This window comes from Runella aurantiaca (genome assembly GCF_003339505.1).
Taxonomy (GTDB): Bacteria; Bacteroidota; Bacteroidia; order Cytophagales; family Spirosomataceae; genus Runella; species Runella aurantiaca.
Genome location: NZ_QPIW01000003.1, coordinates 96,348 through 121,940, shown reverse-complemented (window position 1 = coordinate 121,940; position 25,593 = coordinate 96,348). Strand labels below are relative to the sequence as shown.

The 25,593-nt window shown below is 45.8% G+C and carries 18 protein-coding genes; 8 read left to right on the top strand and 10 right to left on the bottom strand.

The features are described 5' to 3' along the window. The first annotated feature begins 56 nt into the window (after positions 1–56). Positions 57–1,268 (top strand): DUF1343 domain-containing protein, encoded by a 1,212-nt coding sequence (locus DVG78_RS05895; protein ID WP_114460140.1) that lies wholly within the window; start codon positions 57–59, stop codon positions 1,266–1,268. 81 nt (positions 1,269–1,349) lie between these two features. Beyond that, positions 1,350–2,240, top strand: a complete 891-nt coding sequence (locus tag DVG78_RS05890; RefSeq protein WP_114460139.1) for an SAM hydrolase/SAM-dependent halogenase family protein — start codon at positions 1,350–1,352, stop codon at positions 2,238–2,240. Between the two features lie 3 nt (positions 2,241–2,243). Here the strand turns inward: DVG78_RS05890 and DVG78_RS05885 are convergent, their stop codons facing one another. The 7 genes from DVG78_RS05885 to DVG78_RS05855 all read right to left on the bottom strand — a co-directional run bounded on the left by DVG78_RS05885 (position 2,244) and on the right by DVG78_RS05855 (position 9,549). Beyond that, positions 2,244–2,966 (bottom strand): outer membrane beta-barrel protein, encoded by a 723-nt coding sequence (locus DVG78_RS05885; protein ID WP_114460138.1) that lies wholly within the window; start codon positions 2,964–2,966, stop codon positions 2,244–2,246. Further along, positions 2,963–3,718: a hypothetical protein gene (locus tag DVG78_RS05880; RefSeq protein WP_114460137.1), complete on the bottom strand. Its 756-nt coding sequence runs from the start codon at positions 3,716–3,718 to the stop codon at positions 2,963–2,965. The genes DVG78_RS05885 and DVG78_RS05880 overlap by 4 nt, the downstream gene beginning before the upstream one ends. A 30-nt stretch (positions 3,719–3,748) precedes the next feature. After that, on the bottom strand, positions 3,749–4,690 hold the full coding sequence (locus tag DVG78_RS05875; protein WP_114460136.1) for a DUF4097 family beta strand repeat-containing protein: 942 nt from the start codon (positions 4,688–4,690) through the stop codon (positions 3,749–3,751). Between the two features lie 11 nt (positions 4,691–4,701). Continuing rightward, entirely contained in the window at positions 4,702–5,289 is a 588-nt protein-coding gene (locus tag DVG78_RS05870; RefSeq protein ID WP_114460135.1) for a hypothetical protein, read from the bottom strand. 33 nt (positions 5,290–5,322) lie between these two features. After that, on the bottom strand, positions 5,323–5,910 hold the full coding sequence (locus tag DVG78_RS05865) for an RNA polymerase sigma factor (protein WP_229598146.1): 588 nt from the start codon (positions 5,908–5,910) through the stop codon (positions 5,323–5,325). Between the two features lie 3 nt (positions 5,911–5,913). After that, the gene (locus tag DVG78_RS05860) at positions 5,914–7,479 is read right to left on the bottom strand and encodes a glycoside hydrolase family 10-like protein (protein WP_114460134.1); all 1,566 of its coding nucleotides are present in this window, start codon (positions 7,477–7,479) and stop codon (positions 5,914–5,916) included. A 186-nt stretch (positions 7,480–7,665) separates the two neighbouring features. Beyond that, positions 7,666–9,549: a CocE/NonD family hydrolase gene (locus DVG78_RS05855; RefSeq protein ID WP_114460133.1), complete on the bottom strand. Its 1,884-nt coding sequence runs from the start codon at positions 9,547–9,549 to the stop codon at positions 7,666–7,668. A gap of 187 nt (positions 9,550–9,736) precedes the next feature. Here DVG78_RS05855 and DVG78_RS05850 point away from each other — a divergent pair, with 187 nt between their 5' ends. The 6 genes from DVG78_RS05850 (at position 9,737) to DVG78_RS05825 (ending at position 19,536) form a co-directional block, all read left to right on the top strand. Then, positions 9,737–10,384: a hypothetical protein gene (locus DVG78_RS05850; protein ID WP_147277003.1), complete on the top strand. Its 648-nt coding sequence runs from the start codon at positions 9,737–9,739 to the stop codon at positions 10,382–10,384. 412 nt (positions 10,385–10,796) lie between these two features. Continuing rightward, positions 10,797–14,015, top strand: a complete 3,219-nt coding sequence (locus DVG78_RS05845) for a SusC/RagA family TonB-linked outer membrane protein (RefSeq protein WP_199563205.1) — start codon at positions 10,797–10,799, stop codon at positions 14,013–14,015. Between the two features lie 30 nt (positions 14,016–14,045). Beyond that, a complete protein-coding gene (locus DVG78_RS05840) occupies positions 14,046–15,608 on the top strand; it encodes a RagB/SusD family nutrient uptake outer membrane protein (protein WP_114460130.1) in 1,563 nt (520 codons plus the stop codon). 197 nt (positions 15,609–15,805) lie between these two features. Next, positions 15,806–17,086 carry a metal-dependent hydrolase family protein gene (locus DVG78_RS05835; RefSeq protein ID WP_114460129.1) on the top strand — a complete coding sequence of 427 codons (1,281 nt, stop codon included), beginning with the start codon at positions 15,806–15,808 and terminating at the stop codon, positions 17,084–17,086. Positions 17,087–17,173: 87 nt separating this feature from the next. Continuing rightward, complete coding sequence (crtID, locus tag DVG78_RS05830; protein ID WP_114460128.1) at positions 17,174–18,649, top strand: bifunctional phytoene desaturase/3,4-desaturase; 1,476 nt, start codon at positions 17,174–17,176, stop codon at positions 18,647–18,649. Positions 18,650–18,699: 50 nt separating this feature from the next. Further along, a complete protein-coding gene (locus DVG78_RS05825; RefSeq protein WP_114460127.1) occupies positions 18,700–19,536 on the top strand; it encodes a phytoene/squalene synthase family protein in 837 nt (278 codons plus the stop codon). 60 nt (positions 19,537–19,596) lie between these two features. Here DVG78_RS05825 and DVG78_RS05820 read toward each other — a convergent pair whose 3' ends face one another. From DVG78_RS05820 to DVG78_RS05810, 3 genes are all read right to left on the bottom strand, one after another. After that, positions 19,597–19,830: a hypothetical protein gene (locus DVG78_RS05820; protein WP_114460126.1), complete on the bottom strand. Its 234-nt coding sequence runs from the start codon at positions 19,828–19,830 to the stop codon at positions 19,597–19,599. A gap of 205 nt (positions 19,831–20,035) precedes the next feature. Then, on the bottom strand, positions 20,036–21,799 hold the full coding sequence (locus DVG78_RS05815; protein ID WP_114460125.1) for a RagB/SusD family nutrient uptake outer membrane protein: 1,764 nt from the start codon (positions 21,797–21,799) through the stop codon (positions 20,036–20,038). A 34-nt stretch (positions 21,800–21,833) separates the two neighbouring features. Further along, positions 21,834–25,067 carry a SusC/RagA family TonB-linked outer membrane protein gene (locus DVG78_RS05810; RefSeq protein ID WP_114460124.1) on the bottom strand — a complete coding sequence of 1,078 codons (3,234 nt, stop codon included), beginning with the start codon at positions 25,065–25,067 and terminating at the stop codon, positions 21,834–21,836. Between the last annotated feature and the right edge of the window lie 526 nt (positions 25,068–25,593).

Here is a 25,593-nt window from a genome sequence, read left to right as displayed (position 1 = left end):
AAAACAATCCAAACAAACGTTTTGATAGTACCTTTTTCCTCCATTAATAACCACAAATGAATCCTTCTGTATCTCTTTCGATGCTTCTTGATTCTCTCCATCGGCAAGGTGCCGCCCATGTAGGATTATTTTGTAATCAAACCGCTTTTGTATTTGAAAAAAGAAAATATTTCCTCGAACTGTTGAGTGAGTCAAAGGCTTTAAAAACGGTATTTGTGCCCGAACACGGCCTTTTTTCAGAGCTTCAAGATCAAGAACCCGTCGAAACATTAGAACTCTACCGCACGCTGGCCGAGCAGGTACAGTTTGTGTCATTATACGGCCAATCCGAAGAGAGTGTACGCGTACCTGTGCATGCATTGGCTTCCCTTAGCGATATTGTTGTGGATATTCAGGACGTGGGCTGTCGGTATTTTACATACACAACTTCGTTGGCTTATTTGATTTCAACGCTTGCCTCTATGCCTACACCGCCCCGGTTGTGGGTCGTTGACCGAGCCAATCCTGCGGGACGGCAGGTAGAAGGTTCGGCACTGCCTGTGCACTTTAGTTCATTTATCGGTCATCAGGGACTACCGCATAGACACGGCCTGTCAATGGGAGAATTGGCTATTTGGTTGAAGCGTTTTTATCAGGGTACTTTCGAATTAAGACTTGTGTCGCCAACGTCGGAAGATTTTTTCTTTCAAATCTTTCCTTCACCCAATTTCCCTTCTTTACAAACTGCCCAATTGTACAGCGGACAATGCCTATTTGAAGCCACCAACCTCAGCGAAGGTCGCGGCACTACTCGTCCCTTTGAAATTGTGGGGGCTCCGTTCTTATCGTGGGAGAAGTTACGAAGCATTAAACACGATTTTGAATTACAAACAGATGATTTACCTTGGGTCAATTATGTATTGCGGCCGTTGCAGTTTATCCCGACTTTCCATAAGTTTGCTTCTGAGCTTTGTGGTGGTTTTCAAATTCATTTGGCGGCTCAGTTGCCCAATCACGCGTTATTGAGCAGTTTAATTTTACTCCAGATTATGAACGAACACGTTCCTAATCTCTGGCGCGAAGGCCCCTACGAAAAAGGAAATACTCGAACAGCCCTAGAAATTTTAGTCGGGGATAAAACGTTGCTCAATTTTGTAAACGGAGAAGAATCACTGAAAGCGACCATTGATTATCTCAAACATCAAGAAAATGAATGGATTCAATCGGTGGAAGGGGTGACGAAAGAACGGCTTTTTTCGGTATTTTTTCACTCAAATTTGTCACCCTGAAAGGGTCTAAAAAACCTATTAATAAGCAATTTAATATACCTCTGCACAGCCAAGCGCGGGCATAACAAAACAATCAACCCCATGAAAACCCTCTCTACCTTTCTCTTCTTCTTTGTATACTCATTCCCCCTCTTGGCCCAGCCCAAAACGGTGATTTTTCAAACTGATTTTGGTCTGAAAGATGGGGCAGTTTCGGCTATGAAAGGGGTTGCTATGGGTGTCAATCCCAACTTACGACTCTTTGATCTTACGCACGAAATTCCTGCCTATAACATTTGGGAAGCGGCCTATCGGTTAGAACAAACCGCTCCATATTGGCCGAAAGGCACCGTTTTTGTGTCGGTAGTTGACCCAGGCGTGGGCACAGAACGCAAGTCGGTAGTACTTAAAACCAAAAGCGGGCATTACTTTGTCGGGCCCGACAACGGCAGTTTTACGCTAATCGCCGAGTCGTTGGGTATTCAGGAAGTTCATGAAATCGACGAGGCCCTCAACCGTCGCCGCAACTCACAGTCTTCCTATACCTTTCACGGGCGTGATGTTTACGCTTACACGGCGGCGCGGTTGGCAGCGGGGGTGATTACCTTAGCGCAAGTCGGGAAGCGACTTCCCAACGAAGTGGTGAAAATCCCCTTTCAAAAACCCGTTCTTGAGGGCAACGCCATTGTGGGAAATATTCCAATTTTAGACGTTCAATACGGCAATGTCTGGACCAATATTTCTGCCGATTTGTTCAAAAAGCTAAACATCGCCGCAGGACAAAAAGTAAAGATAACGGTTTGGCAAAACGACAAACTCATTTTTAATGGAGAAATGCCTTTTGCCAATACCTTCGGCGAAGTACCCGAAGGGCAACCAATGGCTTATCTTAACAGCCTGATGAACCTCTCATTTGCCCTAAACATGGGTGATTTTTCCACAAAATACGGCGTTAAAAGCGGGCCAGATTGGAAAGTAAGGGTGGAAAAGTGAGACTTAAAAACGAAACCTAAGGCTTAAGCCCGCATTCCATCCGCTACCATTGGTGTAACTTTGGGTGGTTTGAAAAGCCTCTTGCCCTTTTCGGTAGCGCACATTGGTTTCATAAAACCGACCAAGTCCCTGTGTATAATTGGCCTGTAACGCGGCCTCAAAATGCTTTGAGACTCTGAACGACGCTTCCAATCCTCCCTGCAACGACAACTGATGCTTACGTAATTGGTGGGACGTTACCTCATAGAAATAGTCTCCTTCCTGCGTTGAATATTGGTTGCCATTAACAATGGAATTGGTGGCATAATCAAACCGAAACACAGCGGGCTTTTCCAAATGCCGGTATACGATGCCACCACGAGCCGAAAGAGTAAACCTTCCTCGATTGAAAAAATCATAGCGCAGCCCAATTGGAATGACAAAATTTTGCAGAGATGAAAATACGTTGTTTCGATAAGCGCCAGGCCACACCCGAAAAACAGTGACCGAACGGGTAAAAAAGAAACCCGATTCCAGATGCAGACCGGGACTCACTTCATACCCTAATCTCAGGCCCACCATCGGCATTTTGGTGACACTAGAGTGCTTAGGAAAACCTTCAACCTGAACGCCTTCGTCGCGGGCCAAGGCTTCGAGTCCTAGACTCCATTTTTCCTGCGCGTTTGCGCTCATAAACAGGCTCAAACACAAAAAACTGAAAGTGATAAGGGTGTATTTTGTTTTCATAATCCGATTCCAATTCTAAAGTTGATGTAAGGAGCAATGCCTGAAAAAGAACTTTCGGGGTCTTTGGTAAACCAGTTGAGGTGCCAATGTCCGCTTGGCAGAGTAGTTGTTACGCCGGCACCGGCATCAAAGTATCCCCACTTGCCGAGCCGCCGCTGAATGCCCCAGCCCAGCCGAAAACGAACAAACGAAGGCATTCCTTCTCTAATTTGCGGGACACCATGCGGTTCTCTGTATTCTTCGCCATTTTTCCGGATTCCATGGGCAATTCCCTGAAGATGCTGATACCCATACAGCGGTTTTTCCACCTGAAATTGCAGGTAATTATTGGATAAATTATTAGCGCTTTTTCCCAAGGCCATTCGTTTTTTGATGGAATAATAATATCTCGTCCCCAGCATTAACCCCGCATAATAGCCGTACGAATAGAGATGATTACGTCGATAAATTTGGTTAATACCACCCATCACCGACCACTGTGGTTTGAGCTTGTGTTCAATACTCAGCTCGCCATAACCGACACCAGTCATTCCTGATCCTTTAGACCAGCCAAACGTTGGTAAAATGCCGATTTTAATCAGTGTTTTTTCCTCAATGTTGGCGTGCGTCAAATACCGAAAGGCTTCTTTCTTCTTGAAATCGGATTGCTCAATGCTTTCTTCAGCGTACTCGACCCGCACCGAATCTTTTTGCTGCGCCCAACTCAGAAGGGGAAACAGGACTGTTAACAAATAAAATAATGTAGTTTTCATGGGATAAATAAGTAGCTGTTTTTGGGCGTATCAGTCACGTTTGGCGGCGGCGTTGCGCGTAGGTTCAATCAAAATCGGGCTGTAACTGTTGCGAATCACAATTGTACCACGTCGGTTTTTGGCCTGAAAATCAAAAACATATTTGTTAAGTATTTTTTTCAATCGGTCTTGATGAGTATTTGGCACATTGATTTTAGAAAATACAGTTTCGACATCAAACGTAAAGTCATCCATGCTGCGAGGCTCAACCACAATCTCGGTGCGGGCAGCATTAATTTTGAGCTGATTGAGGTCGTTGTTTGGCACAATACGCAGCCTACCGTATTTACTTTGAAGCTGTGCATTTCCTCCTAAATCAATTAAATTTACATTGGCATTTTCGAGGCGTCCGTTCAGCGTTACATTGAGTTTATCGCCCTCTATATCTGCATAATGACTTTCAATATCCAACCGTCCCGTCAAATTTTCAAGCGTTATTTTTCCAAATTCTGAGGATACTTTCAGTGAAGCCTGCAACTGTGCCGCAAATGTTTCTCCAAAAGTATTTGTAATGATTACCGGGCACCGAAAAGGCACAAACACTTCGTAGTACGCCTTCAGATTGCTTTCCACTTCACCGTACGACTGTGGCACCTTAAACCGATTTTGGGCTTCAAATTGCAGGTTTGTTTTGATGGTATAAAGCATAAAAACGAGCTCTTTTTCGGCCACTTTGCGTTCAGGATGTTTTGCAACCAGACGCAGTTTGAAACTTACCACTGGACGGTTCCAACCCGTAACGCGTACATCGGCTTTTTGGGCGCTGATGTTCAGGCTCATACCTTCTCGATAATCTATTTCTTTTTCAATGGTTTTGCTTACTACCTGAATTTTAGTTTGGGCATGTACTGTACTCAACACAACTGAAATTAAGGGAATAATTATGTAAAATTTTATGCTTAGTCGCGGGGCATATTTTCGTAGCTGTTTCATAACAATTTAGGTCAAATCATTAACTTTTGTACTAATTCTTTGGTAATCTCCGCCCGTTGATTTTCAATTTTAATTTGCGCCCTTACCAAATCAGGCTGTTCCCCAAACATTTTAATTTCATACTCAATACGCGCTTTCTGCGAATTCAATTCGTCCAACTCCCCTTTTAAATCCCGAAAGTCAGGCGTAGTACAGATAGCGGACTTCCGTTGACAGCTTTCTACAATAAACGCCTCTGCTTCACTGGGTTGACTTATTTCAACATCGGTCGTTTTCCAATCAGCCATTAACTCAGTGCTGTAAGCAACGGTGACTTTTTGTGTCGATTGCCCATTCCACCAAACGCCTAAACCGGCCGCAAAAATCACAGAAGCTGCTGCCGCCCAAGAGGGCCACAGTTGATACCATAACGGCTTCACTACATCGAGTTGGGGTTCAATCCGACGCCATAAATCATCGTTAGGTTCTAGCTCAAGAAGGCTATTTACCTGCTCAACAAGTTGATCTTCAAACGCCAACCTTGCCGACAGCTCTTCCCAAGCAGTTGCGCGAGGCTCAACCTCTTCGAGTTGACTTACAGCTTCTTTCCAAGTTTTCATTCTTTCAAAAGCAGGTAATTTTATACAGTAATTCTAATATCTTGTCAGCCAAGTTCTCAATTTCTTTTTGGCATAGTTCAATTGCGACTTTGCTGTTCCTTCGCTGATACCAAGCAGCTCCGCAATCTCGTTGTGTCGATATCCTTCCACCTCGGCCAGCAGAAATACGGCGCGGCATCCATCGGGCAGCTTTCGGATGGCCGCCTCCAATTCTTCGGCAGTAAAATGATCGGGCGGCTCAATCGGGTGGTCGTGGCGTTGTTCGTCGAGAGTTTCCCAACGACGTTCTGCTTTCAGCCTGCGCAGCGCATGATGCAGAACAATCGTCTTAATCCAAGCACCCAACGTGCTTTCAAATCGAAAACGGGGCAAATCTCGAAAAACTTCCACAAACGCATCTTGCAACACATCATGGGCGTGGTCGGCGTCGTTCAGAATCCGAAAGGCTTTGGTATACATGGCTCGTTTGTACCGCTCAAACAACAGGCGTTGGGCTTGACGGTCTCGGCGGAGACATCCTTCAACAAGTTGTGCTTCAGTTACATCGACAGGCAAGGGCACGGCTGTTTGGTTTTCGATACAATGGGTAACGAAACAGGAAGAAGGTTGGAAAGTATCCAAAAATTATTTTTTGGAAGCACGAACAGTCGACCGCACCATGATGCTGGCAAGTACGGCTTCGCTTTCATTATGCAGACGGTCGAGAGCCGTGATGGCATACGTATACCGCCGATTACGGAGAGCAGTGCGGTCAAGCGCGCGGGTTTGACCTTCATAACAGGCCGCCAATAGCCGTGGTTTTTCGTTGTCAGAATAGCGGTAAACGGCATAATAATGCGCTTTGTCGCCATCACGGGCAGGCTCTGATGCATTCCAGCGCAACTCTACACCGTTACGGGTGTCGGATACCTGCAAGTTACTGGGTGTTTGCGGTGACACCCGGTCTTTCCACGGCATCGTAGGCGGAAAAGCAGGTTCTTTATAGAAATTAGTACGCAACGAATCAGCGTGCCCCAATTTATTGTTAATCAAAGATTTAGAACTAAAAAATACACTTCCCGTAATCTCGGGATTAAGCCGAATAAACCGCATTTGGTTGGAGAATTCAGAAGCGTTGGTCCAAGCCCTGTCTTTCTCCTGCACCCCTACTTTATACGCGCCTTGTCCGATGTACAGGTGACGCCCGTAGGTGTGCTTCAACCACCATGAAGTCAGGATTTTAAAAGGGACTTTATCGTGCTTAGTAGAAAAATAAATTTGCGGCACCATGTAATCAACCCATCCCGCCTTCATCCATTTTTTAGTGTCAGCATACAGGTTATCGTACGATGTTTGGCCGCCTTCCGTGGCCGAGCCTGTGGGGTCATCTTTCCGATTTCGCCATACCCCAAAAGGGCTGACACCGAATTTTACATACGGCTTTTCTGCAATGATGGCATCGCTGATTTGCTTGATGAGTTTGTCAATATTATCACGTCGCCAATCGTCTTTGCTTCTAAATCGGACACCGTATTGTCGGAAGGCTTCTTCGTCTTTTAGGGTCTGTCCCGTAACCGTATAAGGATAAAAATAATCGTCAAAATGAATCCCGTCAACATCGTAGTTTTTTACAATATTGGTGGTAATACCCGTGATATACTCCCGCACTTCGGGAAGGCCGAAATTGAACAGCTTATAGCCATCATACTCAAAAACCCACTCAGGATGCTGGCGGCCGATATTCTCGTTGGAAATACTTTTGCTTACGCGGTGCGATACCCGATTGAGATTGAGCCAAGCGTGAAACTCCATCCCACGCCGATGACATTCCTCAATCATAAACGCCATTGGGTCATAAAATGGCTCGGGTGCTCGGCCTTGTTTGCCCGTGAGCCATTCCGACCAAGGCTCTTCACTTTTGGCATAAAATGCGTCGGCGGCGGCGCGTACTTGTACAAATACCGCATTAATGCCCGTGCGCTTGTGCGTGTCTAAAATGCGGATAAATTCCTCGCGTTGGTCTTCGGGAGAAAGATTCTTGCGGCTGGGCCAGTCAATATTATCGACGGTGGCAATCCAAACGGCCCGCATTTCTCGACGTAAACCCATAGGGCCAAAGTCGCGGAAACCAGCGCGTGGTTTTTGGGCCGTTTTACAGCCTTCCAAACCTAAAAAAAGCAACAGACAAAGCCAGGCAAGGTGTTTTTTCACGCAGCAATTGGAATTGAGTTAGGGCAATACGGAATAATTTGTTGGCTATTACCGCCTTAAAAGTAACGTTTTTTATTCTAAAGTATTGGACGAAAGGCTAGTTGATACCTTCCCATTTTCCAAATGTGAAGGCAAGAAGTTTATATCTTTCCATGCCGCCGGCGGTGAGAACACCGCCGGCACTTTTTATTTCCCTTTCACTAACGGCACCCGAATCGCCGACGGATACGCCGCAGAATGAAAAATCTGGTTATTGGCAACGACACCCGTTTTTTCGTCAAAATTTTTCCCACCTGTATTGAGATTTCGGTCAAAACGCGGAAAATTACTGCTCGATATTTCTACCCTAAGGCTGTGACCAGGGGCAAAATAATTGGACGTTACCATCGGGCTCAGCGTAAGTTTGTACACTTTTCCTTTTTCCATCCATACTTCTTTGTCGAAACCCTCGCGGTAGCGGGCGCGCAGAATCGTCTCATCCAGATTATAGGCACGCCCGTCAGGGTAAACATCAATGAGTTTTACCGTAAAATCGGTGTCTTTGGCATCTGAGCCTACGTAAAGGGTAGTTTCAATCGGTCCCGACAGCTCCGCCCCGTCTTTGAAGGGGTCGGTCGTATACACTAAAATATCATGCCGCGCTTCCATTTGGTGCTGGTCAAACGAACCTCCCTGCACCGCCGTGCCCGTACAGCAAACGTTGCCACCGTACGAGGGAACTGGGAACATAGGGTCATACGCAAACCCATCCGATTTAGCCTCTTTGGCTGGTGCGGCAAGCGTGAGTTTTCCATCGCCGTAGAGGCTATTGGCTTTACCGCCGCTCGTGAGGTAATAAGTGGTCATTTCAACGTTGGCAGGTGGCCACGTATCTGACGACTGCCACTTGTTTGAGCCCATCGTAAAATACTGAACTTTAGGCGTTTTCTTTGTAAAATCGTTGGCATCACCTTTCAACCAAAGATCAAACCACGCATAAATTTGCTCATCGTAGTTGAGGCGGGCATCGCCCATGCTACGCTCACCTACGATGGTGTTTTCGGTAGCACGTTTGTAGGCGCAGTGGAGCGTAGGCGCAATGACCAAGTATTGATTGTCCCGCACTTGCGGGTCGGTAGCGTTTTTACGAACATGGTTGTAAAGCGCAAGATTGGGAGCACTCGACACATCGTACCACGACACAAACCAAAAACTCGGCACGCCAAAAGGCATATTGTCATGGTACAATCCTCCTTTGAACCAATCTGGGTCATTGGGTTTGCGGACAATCATTTTATCATAGACCCCTTTTTGCCCATTCACGTTTTTGATAATATCCTGCACCGGAAGATGACGAAGCCCCTTAGACCAATCGACGGGAGGCATTTCGGTTGCTAAATCAAAATAGCGAGAAGCGCGTACCAATTCCTCCTGCGTGGCATTTTTGGGAAACTGCGGGCGAATCGCGTCGTTTTGGGTTCCATAGAGCCACGCCGTAAACAGCATCTGCTGCGCACCACCTCGGTACCAGTTGCCCTGTTCCCAAAACTCCCCTACTTTTCCTACGCCCGCGCCAAAGCCTTGCGGCACCATTGCGGCATGAGAAGGGTGGTCGAGAGCGGCCACGGCCATTTGCCATTCGGCGGTAGAGGAGCATCCTAGCGTACCGATTTTACCGTTGCACCAAGCCTGCTTGGTCAACCATGAAAAAGCATCATAACCATCCGTAACGGGTGTTCCGAGAATATCCCACTCACCTTCCGAAAAAAACCGTCCGCGCTCATTCTGAACTACATACGCGTACCCGTGCGAAACCGCATCCAGTGCCTGCTGATAGGTTCCGTTTCTTTGCTCACCGTTGCCCCACGAATTAAAATTATAAGGAGTTCTGGAGAAAATCACTGGAACAGGCTTGTCGGTTTTAGGACGAAAAATATCCGTTGCCAAACGAACGCCATCCCGCATGGGCATCATCACTTTTTGATCAACCACGGCAATGGCCTGTAGTTTTTTTAACACATCTTCTTGAGCAGAGGCCGTCAAAGTTGCCACACACAGCCCAACAAAAATCAGTAAGAATAGTTTTTTCATACAAAGGTTAGTTTAACACCTCCTCAAAACTAACCAATTCACCTTCAAACGCCAAAAATGACGCCAAATTGATATTTTTACGGCAAAAATGGTTGGCAGTTACGTATTAGCACGGTTTTTGAAAGAAGAAAAAGGAGCATTTCAAGCTGCTGATGGCTGTCCCTGCATTTTGATGATCAAAGCAAAAATGATGAAACTCGCTTTACAAAGTCTGCTTTTAGGAGTTCTTATTGGATCAAATGTGTTGGCACAACGCGTTATTTCGACCGAACAGGATGAGCGCCGTTTGTGGCTTGCGGTAGGCGTAGGTCCAGGCCTTTTGAAAGCGGGCAGTGCCTACAGCACTAAACCCCTGTTTTTGACCAAAGCAGGGCTCGGCTGGCAAATTTTCGCATCCCCTTATTACATTGTAAATGAGCGAATTAATATGGGTTTAAAATTGGGGGGCATCTTCCGTCCAAAGTTTGAAGATACCGAGTCCAACAGTATTATTCAGCCCAAATTTACCTCCTACGGGTTATTCTTTACCGATATTTTTCTAACACCCGCTTATCGAAGTTGGGAGGCTCCAGCCAAAACCCGTTTTTGCATCGGCCTCAGTGCGGGTGCTTCCTACTTTGGTAAATTGGAGGCCAAAGACTTAGTAACCCAACAAGTATATTCCCTACGCCGACACGGCAAAGAAGTATTTATCACCGTCGCGCCAAAGATTGGGATGGTGATTGGCGAGATAAAATTAGAAATCGAGCATAACATAACGACCCCTTTTAACCCCGACTTCACCTCCTTCACCATCAGTACTGGTATCCCTTTAGGAGTTTCTAGGTATTATTAAGATAAACAGCCTGCAGTCCTTTTATTCATCAAAACAGCGCAGCAAACCTATACTCTCTCTATACTTCAAAAACTATATCCTTTAAGCCATCTTCGTCCTCTTTAGAAACTCCTTCTCATCTACTTATCATACTGCATATATTATTCTTAGTTCTCTATTTCCTGATTACAGGGTCAATTCCATAAATTGGAATAAAATCGGCCATTCCTTACCAAAGTTATATTTATTGTCATTTTCGTTCAAAAAATATACCTAATATATTAAATAAATTATATTATGGACCTACGAATTAACATAATTTTTATCAAGAAAGGCAGTAGTTACGAGGCCCATAGCTCTTCTAAAATCGAATTCTGTTTTCAAACTGTTTTTTTTTAACTTAAACGCTGTACAGACGGCCTGAATTATCACTATGGAAAAACTCTTACAACCGCATGGCCGGTTTAGCAGGATGATGCGACTATCCACCGCACCCTTCGTTCTGTCTTTTTCCTGCCTCACATTTGCTTACGCTGCTCCTGATCGAGATTTGCTCGAAAGAAACGCTAACGTTCGTTTAGAAGAAAAAGCGGTAGATAAAACTATCTCCGGAAAAGTTGTAGACGAAACAAATAGTGGGTTGCCTGGCGTAAGTATTGTTATCAAAGGTACCCAACGCGGTACAGTAACAGACGGGAATGGGCTCTACAAATTGGAAGTCCCCGACAATGCCACGCTTATTTTCTCTTTCGTAGGTTACGTGCCACAGGAAATCGCCGTTGGCAATCAATCTTCCATTAATCTTACGCTGAGAGCCGACAGCAAAGTATTGGAAGAGATTGTGGTTATCGGTTATGGTACCCTCAAAAAATCAGACTTAACGGGCGCTGTCGGCACCGTAAAGGCCGACCAACTAATGGAACGCCCTGCCCCCTCGCTGACCCAAGCTTTAGCGGGCAGAATGGCCGGGGTACAGGTAAACAACAACTCTGGGCGTCCGGGCGGAAGAACCACCATTCGCGTGCGTGGTTTTAGTTCCATCAACTCCTCCAACAACCCGTTATACGTAGTAGACGGAGTGATGCTACCACAAGGAACCCAAAACCAGTTCAGTTCGGCCATTGACTATATCAACCCAAATGATATTGTGTCGGTAGAAGTGCTGAAAGATGCTTCATCTACCGCTATTTACGGAGCCAGAGGAGCAAACGGAGTTATCCTTGTAACCACTAAAAAAGGAAAAGCCGGTGAAGGTTCGGTTACCTACAATGTGGATTTCAGCGTAAACACCACGGGTCCAAACAAACCACAAGTATTGAATGCTAAGCAATACATGGCAGTGGAAGATTTGGCATGGGCCAACATGGCAAAATACGATCCAGCAGGTTGGGCAGCGGGCAGATGGGCTTATTTGAACCCAAAATTGCGCCGCACCGATCCACGGGTTTTCAACAGTGACGGAAGCCCTAAATACGACACAGATTGGTTTAACGAATCAACCCAAGCTAAGCTATCACAAAACCACCAATTAGGTTTTAGCGGTGGTAATGAGCGTACGCAATATTCTATTTCATTGGGTTATCGCGACGATCAGGGTCTGGTCAAGACGTCTTATATGCAACGGTACTCTGGACGCTTCACGATTGACGACCAAGTAAAAAAATGGTTAAAAATAGGCGGTACGCTGACCTACAACAACCAGACCGAGAACCTTGTGGACATCAACGATGCCGTAGCGCGTCAGATTGTGGAAGATTTTCCGTTTTTGCCAGTAAAATACGAAGACGGAACATTTGCCAACAACCGTGACTTCCCATTTGCAGAGGGAACGATGAGCTCAGTTCACCGTTTGATGGGTCGTAAGTATATCTTAAACACCCAAACAACTTTGGGAAGTTTGTACTCAAACATCAACCTTGCCAAAGGGTTGGAAATGCGTACAGTGTTTGGTATTAACGTTCAGACGCAAGAAAACAACCAATCACAAACCCGTACCCTTAACATCGGTGGGAATGGTAACGCTTCAACCAGCAATACAAAAGAAAGTTTTTGGTCGTTGGAGAACTACCTGACTTACAACAAGCAATTCGGTGATAAACATTCATTGACCGCCCTGTTAGGGATTTCATGGCAAGAAACAAATGCATTCAGCATGAGTGCCAGCGTAAACAACTTTGCCACTGATTATTTCCTTTTCAACAACTTGGGTGCTGGTGCTACCAACCCAGCAGTAGGTTCAGGTGCTTCGCGTTTTGCATTTAACTCTTATTTCGGACGGGTAAATTATTCCTTGTCAAATAAGTATTTAGTAACCCTAACAGGACGTGCTGACGGTTCTTCTAAATTTGGAGAAAACCACAAGTTTGCCTTCTTCCCATCGGGAGCTTTGGCGTGGAGAGTTTCTGAAGAAGATTTCTTGAAAGGCAATTCTCTTATTTCAAACTTGAAAGTGCGTACTAGCTATGGTCTAACAGGTAACTCCGAAATCCCCGCTTATTCTTCATTGTCGTTGCTAAGCTCAAACTATGCTACGATTTACGGCGATTCACGCGTGGCAGGAACGGGGATTTCACGTTTGGCTAACCCTGACTTACGTTGGGAAAAAACGGCACAAACCGACTTTGGTGTTGAATTGGGCTTGCTAAAAGGCCGCATCACTCTCGAAGCAGATTACTACTATCGCAAAACCACCGACATGCTTTTGGATGCACCTGTACCACGTACTAGCGGTTATGCTACCATCCGTAAAAACATTGGTTCGATGGAAAACAAAGGGTTCGAATTTGCCCTTAATACCATCAACGTTGACCGTGGCGGTTTCCAGTGGAACACCAACTTCAACATCTCCTTTAACCGCAACAAGGTGCTTTCGTTGGCTACTCCTTCAGACATTTTCAACGTAGGTGGTCCTAACTTTACCAACCCAACCAACATCATCCGCATCGGTGAGCCAGTAGGTTCATTCTGGGGACTGACCCGCGTGGGTGTTTGGAGTGAAGCTGAGCGCGAAGAAGCCGCAAAGTACACCAGCTATCGTAACGGTTTGACTATCCTTCCTGGTGACATCAAATACCTTGACGTAAACGGCGACAAAGCCATCACCGACGCTGACCGCAGCATCATCGGTAACGGTAGCCCTAAGAGCTGGGGAGCCATGAGCAACACGTTCCGTTACAACAACTTCGATTTAACCCTCGAACTTCAGTTCTCGTACGGTAATGATGTAATGCTCATGAACCTACACCCAAGCGAAGACCGTCAGGCCCTTGCCAACAGCTACACGTCTGTACTGAACGCATGGACTCCGCAAAACCAAAACACGATGATTGCTGAAATCCGCGATACTCGTGCAGGTTATGTGACCAACGTGGATTCATGGTGGATCAAAGACGGTTCATTCTTGCGTGGTCGCAACCTGTTGTTTGGTTATACCTTCCCAAGCCACGTAACTAGCAAACTCAAAATGAGCCGCCTCAGAGTATATGCTACTGCTCAGAACTTCTTCCTCGCGGTGAAAGACAAGATTGTTGGTGACCCTGAAGTTACGCCAACCAACCAAGGAGGCGGCAACAGTGCCTTCTCGCAAGGTATGATTTGGCATAACTATCCCAAACCAACTACTTACATGGTTGGCTTACAAATTGGGCTCTAATTCATCGTTTAACTCCAATTGAAATTCATTATGAAATTAAATATAATCAAACAAGCAGGCAAAGTGGCATTGGTGGGCGCTATCTTATTCGGCCCTTCGAGTTGCTCTGACTTCCTGACGGAAGAAGCTCCTTCCAACCTAACACCGGAAAGCTTTTATACCATCCCTGACCACGCCGAAGCGGCCCTCGCTTCCGTTTATGCCGACCTCCGTTTTATGGGAGATGGAGCCGGAATCTTCTCCTCAAACTGGCAATTGCTGGAGGCTATGACGGGTACTTCTACTACCGAAACCGCCCAAAACTCAGACCTCAACAACTTGTACGGTCTGGTTCACGACGGCAACACGGCCCACGTAGTCAATTACTGGAACGGTCTGTATAAAGTTATTTCTCAGGCCAACCAAGTCATTGCCAAAGTACCGCCTATCACTCCAATGCCCGACGCTCAAAAGAAGAAAATCTTGGGTGAGGCCCGATTCCTACGTGCTTCGGCTTATTTTACAGCGGTAAGATTATGGGGGGATGTTCCGTTGGTTACCAATCCCCAAACGGCGAGTTCTGAAGATTTCTCTCCCCCTCGGGCTCCGCAAGAAGAGGTTTACAAACTGATTGTTGAAGACCTAGTTGCTGCCGAGGCGGCTGGTCTGGCTTGGATGGATGCCAGCGGAAGAGTAAACCAAGCTGCGGTCAAAGCACAATTGGCCCGGGTATATCTGACAATGGCGGGCTTCCCACTTAGCAAAGGGGCTGCTTACTATAAATTGGCCGCCGATAAGGCTTTTGAAATAATCACTTATGCCAATGCTAACCCAGGGATGATTAATCTATTCCCAACTTACGAGGATGTACATAAAGAAAGTACTGAAAACCGCCTTGAGCACCTTTTCATGCTTCAGTACAACACGTTGGTAGCGGGTGCTCCAATGGACAACATGTACCCCAACTTTAAGCCAGTAACCTTTAACGGTCCTGGAGGTACAGGAAGTACCGTTCCGACCCCTGCCTTCTACCAGTCGTATGAACCCGGCGATCTTCGTACAAAGGATCAGGAAGGATATTTCTATACTACCTATTTTACCAACGGCAACGGCGCTCGTTTTGATTTAGGAGCTCCTTATATTTTCAAACACTTTAACCGTACTTCAAGTGGTACTTCGGGAGTGGCAGGTACACGCCAAAACAACCTCAACGTACCACAGATTCGTTATGCAGAAGTGTTGCTTACGTATGCCGAAGCCCAAAACGAAGTAGGCGGACCTACGCAGGCAGCCTACGATGCGTTCAAACGCATCAGAGACAGAGCGCAGCTTACTACTCCTGCTCTCGGTACGTATACGCAAGCTTCTTTCCGCGAAGCCGTTTGGAAAGAGCGCTGGCACGAGCTTTGCTATGAGCAAATCACTTGGTTTGACATGGTTCGCCTCCGCAAAGTGTTCAACGAAAAAACCAAAGGATTTGACAACTTTGTTGGCCACGTGAACTTGAGCTCTAACCAAGCCTTGCAATCAAAACATTTGTTATTGCCACTTGGAAAACAAGAAATGCTGAACAATCCAAATCTGAAACCACAGAATCCGGGCTATCCTGAATAACTCAGTAGCAATAATTTTACAGTTTAGTACCTAATTGTTTGACTCCCTAGTCGTGTTGCCACGGCTGGGGAGTTTTTTTATGGGCATATCAGTATACTACTTTAAATGAAAGCACCTCCCCCGTTTCCATTTGAGACGAAAAAACGCTTTATTTAGGTAAAATATTCATTACAATTAACCTAACGACCAACTTATCCATGAGAAAACGTTTGCTTTTTGCGGGACTCTTTTTTGCGGCGGCAAATTATGCCCAAGCCCAACGAACGCTGATTTATTGCGGAAAACTAATCGACGGCGTGAGTGATGCCGCCCAAGAACAGGCCACAATTATCATCGAAAAAAATCGAATTACGGCCGTTGAAAAAGGCTATGCCAAAGCGCTGACAGGGGATAAACTGATTGACTTAAAAAACAAAACGGTTTTGCCCGGCCTGACCGATATGCACGTACACATCGAAAGCGAAACCAGCCGAGACCAATACCTCAAACGACTCAGCAACAACTCGGCCGACATTGCCTTTGAAGCCCAGAAACACGCCCTTACTACACTCATGGCGGGGTTTACAGCCGTACGAGATTTGGGAGGCACGGGGGTAAATATCGCACTCCGCAACGCCATCAACAAAGGCTTGGTAACGGGGCCACGCATTTTTACAGCGGGCCAGACCATCGCCACCACTGGCGGACATGGCGACCCCACCAACGGGCTAAGCAACATGTACAGTGTACCTGACAAAGTCACCGATGCTATCGTTGACAGCCCCGATGAAGGCCGAAAAGCCGTAAGACAACGCTACAAAGATGGCTCCGATTGCATCAAAATCACAGCCACAGGTGGCGTTTTGAGCATTGCCAAAAGCGGAAAAGCACCGCAGTTTACCGAAAACGAAATCTCGGCCATTGTACAGACCGCCAAAGATTATGGGTTTCACGTGGCAGCACACGCCCACGGAACCGACGGCATGAAACGCGCCCTCAGAGCGGGTGTGACTACCATTGAGCACGGCACTTACATGGACGACGAAGCCATTGAGTTATTCAAGAAAATGGGCGCGTATTATGTCCCGACCATCATCGCTGGGCGTACTGCCGCCGACTCCGCCAAAGTGCCCGGCTATTACCACCCTTTTGTGCGAATGAAGGCCTTGGAAATTGGACCTTTGATTCAAAAAACGTTTGAGAAAGCCTACAAAGCGGGGGTAAAAATTGCTTTTGGTACCGACGGTGGCGTGTATCCACACGGCAAAAATGCCAAAGAATTTGAATACATGACCGAAGTAGGAATGCCCGCCATGGAGGCTATAAAATCGGCAACGGTAATACCTGCCCAAATTTTGGGAGAACAGGACAACATGGGCAGCATCACCAAAGGCAAATACGCCGACATCATTGCCACCGACGAAAACCCGCTTCAAAACATCAAAACGCTCCAAAACGTTACGTTCGTGATGAAAGATGGCGTAGTCTATAAACAATAGCAATTTGCGCAACGGCGTCATTTTTTTACGTATGTTCTCAAACCGTCACCCCCTTTTGGAAGTTTACAATAAAAAAAGTCTTACACGTTGAAAAAAGCAATTGTTATCGGTGCCGGATTTGCGGGGCTTTCGGCCGCTACCCGCCTGGCCGACAAAGGGTTTGATGTTACTATTTTAGAGAAAAACTCCGTTCCGGGCGGACGCGCTCGGGTGTTTGAGGCCGAGGGGTTTACCTTCGATATGGGACCGAGTTGGTATTGGATGCCCGATGTGTTTGAAACTTATTTCGGCAAATTCGGCAAAAAACCGTCGGATTATTATCATCTGGTCCGACTCGACCCCTCTTACGCGGTCATTTTTGACCAAAAAACCACCGTTGCAATTCCAGCGGGAATCGAGGCACTCAAACAGCTTTTTGAAAGCATCGAACCCGGAAGCAGTGCGCGATTGGACGCGTTTCTGAAACAGGCCTCCTACAAATATGACGTGGGCATGAACAAATTTGTTTGGAAGCCCAGTCGCAGCATTACGGAGTTTGTGAGCCTTAAACTCCTATATGATTTGGGACGCATGGACGTATTGCAGTCATTTTCGGAACACATTCGTAAGTTTTTTACGGACCCTAAATTGTTGCAATTGATGGAGTTTCCCATTTTGTTTTTAGGGGCCACCTCCGAAAACACCCCCGCCATGTACAGCCTCATGAACTACGCCGAAATAACCATGGGGACATGGTACCCGATGGGCGGTATGTATGAAATCGTGAAAGGAATGGTGGCGCTGGCGGAAGAAAAAGGTGTAAAAATAAAACTGAATCAGAATGTAACGAAAATTGAGGTAATCAATCGCAGTGCAAAAAAGATAATCACCGATACCAGCATTTTTGAGGCCGACATCGTGGTGGCAGGGGCTGATTATCACCACGTAGATTCAAAATTGCTCGGCGAGTATCGAAATTATTCCGAAGCCTATTGGAACAAAAAAACACTTGCCCCATCGTCGCTGCTTTATTATGTGGGGGTCAACAAAAGACTACCCAAGCTGCTGCATCATAATTTGTTTTTTGACGAAGATTTCTCACAGCACTCGTACGAAATTTATACCGAACCCCAGTGGCCGAGCAAGCCGCTTTTCTACGTTTCGGCACCCTCAAAAACCGACCCCACTGTTGCGCCAGAAGGCTCCGAAAACCTCTTTATCCTGATTCCAGTAGCCACTGGACTGACAGACGATTCTGACGAAATCCGAGAGCGTTATTTTAACGTAGTTATGGAAAGATTAGAAGCTTATGTAGGAGAGGCAATTCGGCCCAACATTGTCTATAAGCGTACCTTTGCGCACCGAGATTTCCAGTCTGACTACAATGCATTCAAAGGAAATGCGTACGGGCTGGCCAATACGCTCCTGCAAACGGCCTTCTTGAAACCAACGCTCAAAAACAAAAAGCTGAATAATTTGTTTTATACAGGACAGCTGACTGTTCCAGGCCCTGGGGTACCGCCCTCCCTGATTTCGGGACTGGTAGTAGCCGATGAAATAGCCAAAGAGTTTGGACCAAATTAGTAATCATATCTTCCAATAACCCATTAACCTGCGTGCATGGCACGGCTTATATGAAGCAATTGTTTGACCAAACAACGCTAGATTGCAGCAAACTCATTACCGAGAGATACAGTACGTCGTTTACGCTGGGAATCAAAACGCTGGATAAAAAATTCCGTTTGCCTGTTTATGCTATCTATGGGTTTGTACGCTATGCCGATGAAATTGTCGATACGTTTTATGAATTTAATCAAAAATACCTGCTCGAAAAATTTATCAAAGATACCTATGAAGCCATCGAAGCGGGCATTAGTCTAAACCCAGTGTTGCATTCTTTCCAGCTGATTGTTAACAAATATAAGATTGACCATGACCTGATTAATGCTTTTTTGCACAGCATGGAAATGGATTTATACAAACAGGAATATACCGACGAAAAATACGAAGAGTATATCTATGGTTCGGCAGAAGTAGTGGGCTTGATGTGCTTGCGCGTCTTTTGTGAAGGAGACAACGCCATGTTTGAGCAACTAAAAGACGGTGCCCGTAGTTTGGGAGCGGCTTTTCAGAAAGTGAATTTTTTGCGCGACCTAAAAAGTGACTATGTCGACCGGGGGCGCGTTTATTTTCCGGGGGTTGATTTTACGAAATTTACCAAAGAGAGCAAACACCAAATCGAAACCGACATCCAGGCGGACTTTGATGCGGCCTACGGTGCCATCAAACAACTTCCTCGTAGCGCTCGAATGGGCGTCTATCTGGCGTATGTGTATTATCTGACGCTGTTCAATAAAATCAAGGAAACACCCGCAACCCGCATTCAGGAAGTACGGATTAGGGTTCCTGATTTTCAAAAAATGACCTTGCTGGCCAAAACATACGTACAGTTTCGATTCACTGAGATATAACCAATTGTACCGATTGCTTTCAACAAAAAACTCCGCCACGTGACGGAGTTTTTTTTGTTATTATCGAACTCGGCGGTAGTGGCCCGGTACCCATACATAGTGATTTTTACGCCAACGGTGCTCCCCGGGCACCCATATATGGCGGGGAGAAGGTTTTCGCGGAACCACTTCGACACGAGGAGCAGGCGGAGCAGGACGAACGACCACGGGACGGGGGCTTACTACACACCCTGAAAGCAGGTAAACCAACAACCCCGTTGCTAATAATGTTACAAGTCTCGTATCTGCTTTCATAGTTTAATACTGTTTAGGATAACACATTGATTAAAATCAAACACCTTGATTGGCCCTAGTTTATTTGTCCATTCTTTTCTTAGAAAAACAGATTGTTCAATGGTTTAAACAGTCATCTAAAACCAAGTTTTTTTCAGCTTTTTCATTACAAAAAAAGCTCCGCAGCGAACTGCGGAGCTTTTTTCAGTACGAAAAAATAAATTGATTAATAATTCGGATTCTGGGTCAAAGTAGGCTTGCCATCTTTTTGGCTGTTCAGGATTTCATCCTGAGGAATCGGGAAGTAGTTATTTTTAGAAGTAAATACTTTTCCAGCCATATAACCCCGCTTGTTGAATTTACGTCCTGAAGGCTCAGTACCCGGTACTGCTTCTTCGGCGGCGTATTTGTTCAATACTTTTTCAGCAATGCCCCAACGAACCAAGTCAAAGAAGCGGTGGCCTTCCATCGCAAACTCCAGACGTTGCTCCATCCGAACGGCGTTGCGGGCATAATCAGCGCCTTTGGCGGCAAAAGTACCCGCAGGATAGGCATCAACCTGATACGTCACGGAAGCATCCTGAACCGATCCAGTTTTGGCACGCAAGCGAATCTGATTTACGTAACCTTCGGCAGCAGCCAAGTTGCCCAATTCCACTTCACATTCTGCCAACCACAAAATAACGTGCGACAACTTCAACAAACGGAAGTTATTGTTTACGTTACGCTTGCTCGTTGAGTGGGTAGTGCTGTTTTCTTCCGACACATAATACATCCATTTTTTACCTGTAAACGGTCCAGCGTAAGCTTGGTCACGAATCCAAGTTGAGCCGGGCATTGGGCCCCAATCAAGGAAATTCACTCCCCGGCGCCCAACCGTCCAGTCCAAACGTGGGTCAACGGGAACAGACTTATCAAGAGTGAAAGCCGTAGAAGCTACGATTCCCTGATCATTGGGTAAATCTACTTTGTTGTAAGTATCCAGTGTACCGTCGGCAGCAGCTCCAATCATTGGGAGGCCATTTTCAGTTTTGAACGCATTTACCAAGTTGTGTGAAGGCTGATAAAAACCACAGCATCCACGTCCTGGAGCCGTTGCCGAATACGGCCAGTTCAGGTTATCGCCCGCATTTCCGTTGTTTCCGTTGGTACCGTCGTTGACCGAAAACTGAACTTCAAAAATTGACTCGCTGTTGTTATTTCCAGTCGTTCTGTAATTGTCGTGGTAGTTAGCGACCAGTTTTTTACCCGAATTTTTCAAAACATCTTCCAACAACGTTTTTGCTGCGGCCCATTTTTTCTGAAAAATCATGGTCTTAGCCAAATACGATTTAGCAGCCCACTGCGTAGCACGGCCTTTTTGGGCCTGGACAGCAGGAAGGTTTTTGGCAGCAAAATCAAAATCAGCTTCGATTTTAGGCCAAATATCTTCGGTATTAGGCACTTTTGTAGAATTAGGGTCAGAAGCAACGTAGACTTTCTCGTCGATAAACGGCACTTTATTCCACATTTTTTTTGCTTCAAAGTGGTAGTGCGCTCTCAAAAAACGTGCTTCTGCAATCACCTGCGTTTTTTCAGCCTCGGTCATATCTTTTACGGCTGCGCTACTCACGATTTGAATCACTTCGTTGCAACGAGCCACGCCGTCATAAGAGTGCCACCATTTTCCGAGGAAATAGGTATTGTCAGAAAGCCAGTTGTATTGTTCGATAAACGACTGCTCGGGCTGGTCACCTGCATCGGTTCCTTTTACGGCGTCGTCGCTGCTAATTCCTCCAAATACATAATTAGAAATCGTAGATTGGCGCCCAGTATTTCCTGCACCAACACCGTCCATGAGAGAGTAAGCTCCTATCAATAAGGCTCCTACACCGTTTTTATTACTTAACTGCTCCAAGGAAGCACGCCCCTGAGGCTTTAGGTCAAAGAAGCTCTCAGAACATGAGAAACTCAAGCCGACCAAGACTAGTAATGAGATTATTTTTTTCATTGTATGATTCAAGAATAATGATTGTCAACTAAGATTAAAATCCAAAACGCAATCCAACGATGTACGACTTTGCCACGGGATAGGCACCTTCGTCAACACCCATGTGAATATCCTGATTGTCATTACCTGATCTTCTGAGGTTGATGTCAGGGTCAAGTCCGCTGTATTTGGTAAGTGTCAACACGTTTTGTCCCTGTACATACACTTGCGCCGAAGCCAATCCTGCTTTTTTCAGGAGAGACGAAGGAAGGGTGTAGGTCAACTGGATGTTTTTCAGACGCAAGTATGAGCCGTCTTCGAGGAAATAAGAAGAAACCTGCTGACTGATGGCATCCCCAGAATTCAAGCGGGGCAATTTTGCATCGTCACCTGGTTGTTTCCATGAATTGTAAAGCATATCCTTCGACCTGTTACCTTGGAATACGTTAAAGTCAGTCCAATATCTCACATAGTTGAAGATTTGGTTGCCTTGTACACCTTGACCAAACATGGTCAAATCCCAGTTTTTATAGCCAAGATTTACGTTGATACCGTACGTAAAGTCAGGGTGAGGATTTCCCATGATGGTACGGTCGGCAGCCGTAATGATACCGTCACCATTGATGTCTCTGAACTTGAAAGTACCTTCACGGGTATAAGTTCCGAATTTAGGGGCAGCGTCGGCTTCTGCTTTATCTTTGATTACACCGTCAACGATGTAGCCATAGTAGCTAGCAATCGGCAAGCCCGCTTTGGTAGCCGAGATAGCTGGCAAACGAGTGGTGAAACCAAATACAGTAGCGTTGGGATCATCGTTCAATTTTTTCACTTCGTTTTTATAGTGACCGAAATTGAAGCCCAATTGGTAACGGAAATCACCTTTTTTATCTCTGAAGTTAAGACCAAGGTCAAAGCCTCTGTTTTGTACTTCGCCGATGTTGGTGTAAGGAATGGTTCCTGATCCCGCCGTTCTTGGAATGGCAATTTGGGTCAACATATCGGTCGTTAGACGGTTATAAACGTCTAATACAAACTCCATTTTGTTGTTCAACAAAACGGCGTCGATACCAAAGTTAGTGGAGGTATTTGTTTCCCATTTACCGTTTGTGTTACCAAACTGTACCAAGTCAAATCCACCGACAATTGAAGAACCCGTACCGTTGATGTCATACGCGTTGTTTAAAGGATCGGGTGCGTATAGGGTATAAGCATTATACACGTTAGGAATCAACTGGTTACCCGTTTTACCCCAACCTACGCGTACTTTCAAATCGTTGATAAACTTCACTTCCCGCATGAAGGCAAGTTCGGTCATGCGCAAACCCACCGAAAACGCAGGGAATACCCCGTAGCGGTTGGCCGCCGAGAAACGTGAAGAACCGTCGCGGCGAAGGGTGAAGTCGGCCAAGAGAAGTTCTTTGTACGAGTAGTTTACTTTTCCAAACTGAGAGAACAGCGAGCTCAACGTTGCACCCGCGCCAGCGTTGTTCAAGCCTGAGGCCGAACCTGCATCCAAATAACGATAATCTAAATCATCAAAAGCAAAGCTGCTTCGGCTGGCCTGAAAACCTACTGCATAGGTTTTAACAGCCTCGGTTCCTACCAATACATTCAATGAATGAACGCCAAAGGTTTTGTTGTAATTCAAGGTATTGAACCACGTCAGTGAGCGGTCAAAGTTATTGATTACGTTTAAGCTGTTGGCATTTCTTGCTTCAGCCGCCTCAATATCGCGGTGAAAATACTCCGAGCGATTGTACTGATTGTACTCAAGGCCCAAGCTCGTTCTGGCCTTTAAGCCAGGGATAATTTCTGCTTCGGCAAATACGTTTCCGAATACGTGTGAGCCTTTGGTGATGTTATCTTTTTCACGATATAATCTTGCCAATGGGTTGGGAGCGTTTCCTAAGTTACTGCCCCGGCTTCCTGCAAAACCGTTGTAAGGTGATGTGTTGGTTCCGCCAAGTGCTTCTGGCCCGCCCGTAATATCAAACACAGGAATGATGGGGTGTACGCGAATCGCAAACATGATGGGGTTTGACTCGTCGTTGTTGGTGATACCCTGTCTTTCGTCGTAGGAGAAGGTAAAGTTCTCACCGATGGTCACTTTTCCTTTGGTAAATTCGGTGTTGGCACGCAATGAGTAGCGGTCATACTTCGTGTATCTCAAAATACCATCTTGCTTGAAGTAATTGGCCGAGATGGCATATTTACCTGATTTTGAACCACCTGTTGCACCGATTTGGAAGTTAGCAATCGGGGCTGGATCAAAAATAACATCCTGCCAGTTGGTTCCTTCTTTGTTGGCTTTGGTGATGTTAAAAGCCGTTCTACCTAAATTAGGGTCGGCGATGTCGTTGGTATATGTATAGTTGGAAGGAAGCGTTCCATATACGTTTGGATAGATATAATCCGCAATGGTCTGCTCGCCGTTTGAACCAAACTTATACTGCGCAGAAGGAGAAGTAACCGATGGGTTTTTTCCAGCGCCGAGTTCCGATTGGTACAGATACTCCCCCAATTCTTTGGTATTCAACAAATCCAGCATCTTGCCGGGGCGTTGTGTACCGCTGTAAAAATCAAACGTAATACTTGGCTCACCCGTTTTACCTTTTTTGGTGGTAATGATAACCACCCCGTTGGCGGCACGTGCCCCGTAGATAGAAGCGGCAGAGGCATCTTTCAACACCTGCATCGACTCAATATCATTGGGGTTGAGCTGGTTAAGTGTTCCTTGAGTAGGTACACCGTCAATTACGTACAGCGGGCTGTTGTTGTTGATAGAACCAAACCCACGGATACGCACCATCGTACCTCCCCCAGGAGAGTTGTCATTTCCAACCACTACCCCCGATGCCCGTCCCTGAAGCATCTGTGTAACGCTGGCCGCTGGTACTGCCGTCAACTCTTTGGCATTGACCACCGTTACGGCTCCCGTAATGTCTTTTTTGCGTTGGCTGGCATAACCCGTCACCACAACTTCAGAGAGTGATTTTACATCGACCGCCAAGGCAACGTCAATGTTCGTACGATTTCCCACGGTGATTTCCTGCGAAATATAACCAATGTAAGAAACGACTACTACACTGTTTGAAGCGGCATTTGGGAGGCTAAATCGGCCTTCTCCATCTGTAGTGACTCCCGTATTTGTTCCTTTCAGTAGGACACTTACCCCCGGAAGCGGGAGATTTTCAGCGGCGTCGGTAACGCGCCCTGTTAAGCGGCTTTGCGCCCACGAACCAAGCGCACAAAGCCACAAAAGTGTGGCTAGGTAAAGATGTTTTTTCATGTTTTGTTAGATAAATTAAGTGAGCTAAACGGCACAGTAGAACTGTAACCTTGCTTTAAAGCAAGCATAAGCAACATTTTTACTTGAATTATTTCAAAAAAATAAAAATCAGAAAGTCTTTGTTTGTCCCGCCCTTTCAGGGCTTTATCTATACATTAAACATTTTCAGCTATTATTTTCAGTTCATTCTACCTTTACTACGAAATCGAGTTGAGAGCATTCGGTTTATTCTACTATTTCAAACGTTTGCATAGCCATTGATGCCAATCATATTTTTTATTTAAAAAATTCAATTATACTATTGTACCGAAATTACCTTCCTTTCTCCATCTAATTCATAATCGCAATACCCTATGAAAAACGTTTTACCTTTTTCTTCTCCTTCATTCAGCGCTTCTGCGTTCTCCTCTTTTTTATAGAATCCCTTCTTTAAAATTTTCGAGGAGTTCATTGTATGAATATCTAAATTTTACAATTGCTAAACATAATGGTTCGATAATGCTCACGTAACAATTTGTTAACGGGT

Bases quoted from the DNA above. Each gene is read 5' to 3' on its own strand.
- DVG78_RS05895 (WP_114460140.1), top strand. From the start codon at position 57: ATGAATCCTTCTGTATCTCTTTCGATGCTTCTTGATTCTCTCCATCGG.
- DVG78_RS05890 (WP_114460139.1), top strand. From the start codon at position 1,350: ATGAAAACCCTCTCTACCTTTCTCTTCTTCTTTGTATACTCATTCCCC.
- DVG78_RS05885 (WP_114460138.1), bottom strand. From the start codon at position 2,966: ATGAAAACAAAATACACCCTTATCACTTTCAGTTTTTTGTGTTTGAGC.
- DVG78_RS05880 (WP_114460137.1), bottom strand. From the start codon at position 3,718: ATGAAAACTACATTATTTTATTTGTTAACAGTCCTGTTTCCCCTTCTG.
- DVG78_RS05875 (WP_114460136.1), bottom strand. From the start codon at position 4,690: ATGAAACAGCTACGAAAATATGCCCCGCGACTAAGCATAAAATTTTAC.
- DVG78_RS05870 (WP_114460135.1), bottom strand. From the start codon at position 5,289: ATGAAAACTTGGAAAGAAGCTGTAAGTCAACTCGAAGAGGTTGAGCCT.
- DVG78_RS05855 (WP_114460133.1), bottom strand. From the start codon at position 9,549: ATGAAAAAACTATTCTTACTGATTTTTGTTGGGCTGTGTGTGGCAACT.
- DVG78_RS05850 (WP_147277003.1), top strand. From the start codon at position 9,737: ATGATGAAACTCGCTTTACAAAGTCTGCTTTTAGGAGTTCTTATTGGA.
- DVG78_RS05845 (WP_199563205.1), top strand. From the start codon at position 10,797: ATGGAAAAACTCTTACAACCGCATGGCCGGTTTAGCAGGATGATGCGA.
- DVG78_RS05840 (WP_114460130.1), top strand. From the start codon at position 14,046: ATGAAATTAAATATAATCAAACAAGCAGGCAAAGTGGCATTGGTGGGC.
- DVG78_RS05835 (WP_114460129.1), top strand. From the start codon at position 15,806: ATGAGAAAACGTTTGCTTTTTGCGGGACTCTTTTTTGCGGCGGCAAAT.
- DVG78_RS05825 (WP_114460127.1), top strand. From the start codon at position 18,700: ATGAAGCAATTGTTTGACCAAACAACGCTAGATTGCAGCAAACTCATT.
- DVG78_RS05820 (WP_114460126.1), bottom strand. From the start codon at position 19,830: ATGAAAGCAGATACGAGACTTGTAACATTATTAGCAACGGGGTTGTTG.
- DVG78_RS05815 (WP_114460125.1), bottom strand. From the start codon at position 21,799: ATGAAAAAAATAATCTCATTACTAGTCTTGGTCGGCTTGAGTTTCTCA.
- DVG78_RS05810 (WP_114460124.1), bottom strand. From the start codon at position 25,067: ATGAAAAAACATCTTTACCTAGCCACACTTTTGTGGCTTTGTGCGCTT.